Origin of the sequence: Bradyrhizobium sp. (assembly GCF_035701725.1) — a bacterium.
Lineage (GTDB): Bacteria > Pseudomonadota > Alphaproteobacteria > Rhizobiales > Xanthobacteraceae > Bradyrhizobium.
Genome location: NZ_DASSRP010000241.1, coordinates 1 through 5,463, shown reverse-complemented (window position 1 = coordinate 5,463; position 5,463 = coordinate 1). Strand labels below are relative to the sequence as shown.

Genomic DNA, 5,463 nt, shown 5'->3' with positions numbered 1-5,463 from the left:
GCGCCTCGAAGTCGCGCAAGTATCGCGCTCGCGCATCCGCATCGACGCGCGGCGCGGCATAGGCGACGAACGGCTCTAATGCCTCGAAGCCGAGATATTCGAGGATGCAACGTTGCACCGAATGCAGCACGCGCGACATCTCGCCGTAGCTGCCTTCGGTGAACCGCTCGGCCGTGCCGCCGGTGGTCAGCGCCAGCAGCGCCCTGCGTCCGACGAAATAACCGTGGTCGTAGCGTTTGCCGTCCGCATAGGCGACGCCATAGGCACAAACCCGATCAAACCAGCCTTTGACGATGGCCGGCAGGCCGCCCCACCACAATGGAAAGATCACAACGAGAAGATCGGCGCGCATCAGCCGGTCCTGTTCGCGCGCGAGGTCGGCGGCAAAGCCATCCGACTGGCTAGCGTGGAGTTGTTCGGATTGATAGTGGAAGCGCGACGGATCGGCCGTGACCTTGAAATCGTGCCGCCCCGCCACCGGATTGAAGCCTTCGGCATAGAGGTCCGACACCTCGACCTGATGGCCTGCCGCGGTGAACGCTTTCACCGCAGCATCTTTCAGCGCCGACGTGAACGAAGTCGGCTCGGGATGGGCGTAAACGACGAGAACCCTGACGCCGTCACCCATCACAACGCCCCGACCGCCGACCCTTCCTTCAGCACGTCCTGCTGTTCGGCCTCGTCGATCGTCGAGTTGCGCGGCAACAGTTGCACCAACAGCCCGCCGACAATCATGACGGCGGCCATCAGATAGAGACCGTAATCGGTGCGGCCGGTCGCTTCCTTGGCGAGCCCGACGACATAGGGCGCGACGTAACCGCCGAGATTGCCGACGGTTGCCATCAGCGCCAGGCCGCCGGCATTGGCCGCGCCCGTCAGCAGCGCGCTCGGCAACACCCAGAGCACGGTGAGGGCAGCCATGCCGCCGCCGAACGCCAGCGAGAGGCTGGCCAGCGCCAGCGCCGGCGTGGCGGTCAGCGACGCGCCGCCGATCAAACCGAGCGCGCCGACCATCGCCGAACCGATGATGTGCCACTTGCGTTCGCGCATCCGGTCGGACGAGCGGCCGACCGCGATCATGATGATGCAGGCGACCGCGAAGGGAACCGAGGTGACGACGCCGTTGAGGAACACGTCCTTGACGCCGAGGTCTTTGACGATCTGCGGCATCCAGAAATAGATGCCGTAGATGCCGCCGAGCAGCGAGAAGTTGATGATCGCGAGCAGCCAGACCTTGCCGCTGGTCAGCGCATCGATCAGCCGGTGGCCGTGGCCCATGGCGCGATGGGTCGCTTCTTCCGCTTCCAGCGCGCCGACGATGATGTTGCGCTCGGGCGCCGCGAGCCAGGTCGCATCCTTCGGCCCGTTGGCGAGATAGAGATAGGTGACGATGCCGCCGATCACGGCCGGCAGTCCTTCGAGCAGGAACAGCCATTGCCAGCCGGCATAGCCTGAAGTGCCCGCCATCTGCTTCATGATGAAGCCGGAGAGCGGCGCGCCGATCAGGCCGGCGATCGGAATGCCGATGAAGAACAGCGCGCAGACCTGCGAGCGCAATTTGCCGGGAAACCAGTAGGTCAGATAGAGCACGATGCCGGGATAGAAACCGGCTTCGGCAATGCCGAGCAGAAAGCGAAGCGTGAGGAATTGCGCCGGCGTGGTGACGAACATGAAGCAGATCGAAATGATGCCCCACACCACGAGAATGCGCGAAATCCAGATCCGCGCGCCGAAGCGCTGCAACAGGATGTTGCTTGGGATCTCGCAGGCGGCATAGCCGATGAAGAAGATGCCGGCGCCGAGGCCAAACACCGCGTCCGACAGGCCGATGTCAGCGGCCATCTGCAATTTGGCGAAGCCGACGTTCACGCGATCGAGGAACGAGATGATGTAGAGGATGAGCAGGAACGGAATCAGCTTCCAGGCGACGCGATTGTAAGCCGCCGCCTCGTTGTCCGAATGAAACGAACCGCGCGTGAAAAATTGAGCCATCTTGGCGACCCCTCCTCGGGTTTCCCGTGAATTGAAGCGGGCCGTTTTCTCGGCCTCTTGGAATTTTCGAATCTTGAATTTTTCAGGTCGCGGTCGGCATCGGATATTCCGCCGCGTTGAGCACAAAGCCTTCGCGCGAGGAGAAATCCATCCGCGGCGGGCCGAACACGTCGATCAGCCAGGTGATGCCTTCGCCGAGGTCCTGCGTGGTGTGCAGCACGCGCGCCGGGATCACCAGCACCGACGGGCTCGCGTCGTAGCGGGCATGTTCGTCCTCGCGCCAACGCGTCTTGTCCGAACCCCAGGGATAGCGCAGGTGATGGGCGAAGGCGCCCTTCATGCTGAGCGAGATCTGCTCGAAATCCTCGTGGCTGTGCGGCGAGAGCTTGGTTTCGTCGCGGCGCTTCTGCCAGGGCATCAGCACGTTGATCATCAGGTTGGTCGATCGGAACACGCGCATCCCCAGCGGCGACGGATCGGGGCTGACGGCCTTGTCGAGATCGTAGTGGCGCAGACGAAAGCCGCCGACCGGATCGGGCCAGGGTTTCAGGTCGGCGACCTCAGGCGCGCCGTCGGCATAGGTCGCGGCATTCACGGCTGCCTTGGCGAGATCCTCCGCCCGCTTGGAAAAGATCCGCGCCACGACGCCGGCCTTGCGCACCGTCACGCGGCTCACCCCGGGCGGCACGATGGTCAGGCTGTTGCCTTTGCTCTCGATGCGCTCGCCGCCGGCCTCGATCGTGGCGGCGGTGCCAGGAGGCAGCAGCACCACGTATTCGTCCGGATTGTCGCGCGGAAGGACGGCGCCCTCTTCGGCCTGGCTGACCACGGTGAGGAAGTTCGCCGCGCGCGTGATCCAGTGACGCGTCCCATCGGCATCGGTCTGCTGCGGCGGCTCGGCATAATGCCTCGCGTGGGTCGCGGCGCGCATGGCTTCGCTCATCTCGATCCTCCCTGGCCGGTTCGCTCGAATTTGCGGTTGCCCGCTGTTCGCGACCGTGATACAGCGTTTTGTATATCGATACACCGGATATCGCCGATGCCCCCTGCCGTCAATATGAATCTTCCCCGGCCCCAGCCGGATCATCGCGCAAGACGGATTTGGCCTTGAAAACAAGACCGGAAATGGCTTCGACGCCGGACGATCGCGTGGACGGCGGGGTGCGTTCGGTGCAGGTCGCGCTCGACGTGCTGGAGGCGGTCGCCTTCTCCGACGAAGAGCTCGGCGTGACCCAGATCGCCGAGCGGCTTGGGCTGACCAAGGGCTCGGTGCACCGTCACCTGCTGACGCTGGTCGAACGCGGCTATCTGGTGCAGAACCCGGTGACGTCGAGATATTCCAGGGGACCGCGCAGTCGTTTATTGGCCCACTACGCGCCGGAGACCGATCTGATTCAAATCGCGAACGGCCCGATGCGCGAGCTGCGCGACCTGCTCGGGCATTCCGTCGTGCTGTCGGAGTGGACGCCGCGCGGCGCGCTGGTGCTGAGCATGGTGGTCGGCACCGCCGCGATCGAGATCGGCGTGCGGCCGGGCAGCGAATTGCCGTTCCATTCGACGGCCCAGGGCAAGGTGCTCTTGACCCTCGCCTCACCGGCCCAGCGCGAGCGCGCGCTGGCAAAGCCGCTGCCCGCTTTCACGGCGCATACCGTGACCGATCGCAAGGTGATCGAGCAGGAACTGGTGCGCGTCGCGCAACAAGGGTTTGCGACCGCGCCGGAACAGGCAATGCTCGGCATCAACGCCGTGGCCGTGCCGATCTTCGACGACAAGGACGTCTGCATCGGCGCGCTGGCGGTGGTCGGCTCGATCCAGTTTTTGCCCGCCGATATCGATGCGAAGAGCGTCAAAGCCTTGAAAGCGGCGGCGAGCCAGATCTCGCGCATGCTCGGCCACGGCCGCGTCAATCATTCGGAGATGCGCGCGGCGCGGCAGAAGACTGCCTGACGTAACAAGAAGAGCAAAAAGGGAGACGAGTGATGAGCGAAGCCAAAGTCGTGGACAGAGCGCGCGAGGCGCGGATCGATAAAAACCTGCTAGGCGCGGTCGATCCGCACGTGCACAGCGGACCATCGATCGCGCCGCGCGCCATCGATCACCTTGATCTGGTGCGGCAGCTCTCCGAAGCGGGCTTTGCCGCCGTGGTCACCAAGGATCACGACTATGCCGGCGTCGCCACCGCGCAACTGATCACCAAGCATTATCCGGAGCTGAAGACGAAAATCTTTTCCGGCGTCGTGCTCAACAATGTCGTCGGCGGCATCAATCCCTACGCGGTCGAGCACACCGCGGCGATGGGCGGCAGGACGGTGTGGATGCCGACGCTGGCCGCGGAAAATCACCTGCGCTGGGAACAGAATGCCAGCTTCGCCCACCCGGCTTCGACGACCAAGATGCGCCACGCCACGGCCGTGCCGGTGCTCGATGCCAACAAGAAGATCCTGGATTCGGTCAAGGAAGTGCTGGATGTGATCGCCAAGAACGACATGGTGCTGGCGAGCGGGCATCTGCATGTCAGCGAGACCTGGCTGATTTTTGAAGAAGCCAAGCGCCGCGGCGTCAAGAAACTCTGCTTCACCCATCCGGAAGAGATCGTCGGCGCCAGCCTCAACGACGTCAAGGGCATCGCCGCGATGGGCGCCTTCGTCGAACATTCGATCTGCATGTTCCTGGAAGGATCGAAGTTCAAGGTCGCCAGCGCCGAAGATTTGCGCCATCACATCGAGGCGGCGGGCGTCGAGCAGACCGTGATCTGCTCGGATCTGGGTCAAGTGGGCGTGTTCTCGCCGCTGGAAGGTTTTAGGCGTGGCGTCGCGCTGTGCATGGATCTCGGCTACAGCGACGCCGACATCCACAAGATGGTCGCGACCAATGCTTCGCGGATGCTAGGCCTCAACGCGCAGGCGGCGTGAAGCGATGGCGGGCGATCTTGCCGTTAGCATCGGCCAACTGCGCCTGAAGAATCCGCTGATCGCGGGCGCGGCCGAACATCTGATCGAGGAAGCGGGCGTGCGCGCGGCTTTGCGCGCAGGCGCGGCCGTGGTCGTGATGAAGTCGACCAACGAGGTCGAGGCCGCCAAGGCGCAGCTCCAGGCGGCCGAATACGCCGTGTTCGACGAGACATGGCAACGACGGGAGTGGAATGCGTCGGCACCTCGCGCAGCCTTCATCGCCTGTCGCTCCGGACTTTATCCCGGCAGTTTCGATCAATGGCTGGAAAGCGTCTCGCGGCTCGACCGCGAGGCGCAAAAAAGCGATGCTTACGTGGCCGCGAGCCTCATTCTCGGCGATCTCGATCGCGCCGTCGACATGGCGCGCCAGGTTGAGGCGGCCGGTCTTCGCCTGCTCGAACTCAACATCGGCACGCCCTATGCGTCGCAGGCCGCAAAGGGCGCGGTCGCAACCGAGCTGTTGCCCGAGCGCGTGAGCGCCATTGTCAGCGCGGTGCGCGGCGCCGTTTCGATTCCGCTG

6 protein-coding genes are annotated in these 5,463 nt (G+C 64.2%); 3 read left to right on the top strand and 3 right to left on the bottom strand.

The window, feature by feature from the left end:
* From VFL62_RS14010 to VFL62_RS14000, 3 genes are all read right to left on the bottom strand, one after another.
* A partial coding sequence (locus VFL62_RS14010) for an NAD(P)H-dependent oxidoreductase (RefSeq protein WP_325172978.1) occupies window positions 1–628 on the bottom strand: 628 nt, incomplete at its 3' end.
* Window positions 628–1,992: an MFS transporter gene (locus tag VFL62_RS14005; protein WP_325172977.1), complete on the bottom strand. Its 1,365-nt coding sequence runs from the start codon at window positions 1,990–1,992 to the stop codon at window positions 628–630. The genes VFL62_RS14010 and VFL62_RS14005, both read right to left, overlap by 1 nt.
* 82 nt (window positions 1,993–2,074) lie before the next feature.
* The gene (locus VFL62_RS14000) at window positions 2,075–2,935 is read right to left on the bottom strand and encodes a hypothetical protein (protein WP_325172976.1); all 861 of its coding nucleotides are present in this window, start codon (window positions 2,933–2,935) and stop codon (window positions 2,075–2,077) included.
* 182 nt (window positions 2,936–3,117) lie between these two features.
* On the opposite strand from VFL62_RS14000, the gene VFL62_RS13995 reads away from it, so the two are divergent.
* The 3 genes from VFL62_RS13995 to VFL62_RS13985 all read left to right on the top strand — a co-directional run.
* A complete protein-coding gene (locus tag VFL62_RS13995; protein ID WP_325172975.1) occupies window positions 3,118–3,939 on the top strand; it encodes an IclR family transcriptional regulator in 822 nt (273 codons plus the stop codon).
* A 32-nt stretch (window positions 3,940–3,971) separates the two neighbouring features.
* Entirely contained in the window at window positions 3,972–4,904 is a 933-nt protein-coding gene (locus VFL62_RS13990) for a DUF6282 family protein (protein WP_325172974.1), read from the top strand.
* Between the two features lie 4 nt (window positions 4,905–4,908).
* Window positions 4,909–5,463 (top strand): hypothetical protein (locus VFL62_RS13985; RefSeq protein ID WP_325172973.1); only part of this gene is annotated, 555 nt, incomplete at its 3' end.